This is a genomic window from Methylophaga sp. UBA4204, from assembly GCF_002379485.1.
Lineage (GTDB): Bacteria > Pseudomonadota > Gammaproteobacteria > Nitrosococcales > Methylophagaceae > Methylophaga.
Genome location: NZ_DFTU01000067.1, coordinates 29,882 through 30,283 on the forward strand (window position 1 = coordinate 29,882; position 402 = coordinate 30,283).

The 402-nt window shown below is 51.0% G+C and carries 1 protein-coding gene; it reads right to left on the reverse strand.

Annotated features, from left to right (window positions below; all coding sequences use genetic code 11):
* Positions 1-402 (reverse strand): TraI domain-containing protein (locus tag B3182_RS09840; RefSeq protein WP_292752614.1); only part of this gene is annotated, 402 nt, incomplete at both ends.

A 402-nucleotide genomic window follows, 5' to 3' on the forward strand; every position in this document is an offset into this window, starting at 1 on the left:
GCGTCCATCTTCGTCTGTGATGGACAGATCTGAAACTGGCTTACCAATATCATGGAACAAACCGCCTAATGCCGCCGCAACACGCCACCTTGGTTCCAGCTCTTTTTTCTCAACCGGGGTGCCACTGGCAACAAAGATGATCCCCTCAGCAGCTTGTGCCGCCCAGAAAGCAACTTCCAACGAGTGACGTAATAAACCACCAGCACCACTGTGATGATGATGCTCAGAAGCTGGCAACAAATGAACATAAGCAGCCAGATGATCAATGCAGGGCTGAATCAGCCTTTGAAACTCACGCTGGTTAAAGCCAAGTACCTGGCGAAGTTTGGCAATTAGCTCGTCTTGTGTGGACTGCAAATCTTCAGGTGATGCAGCTGGCAACCCCTTCAGGAATGGCGGGTG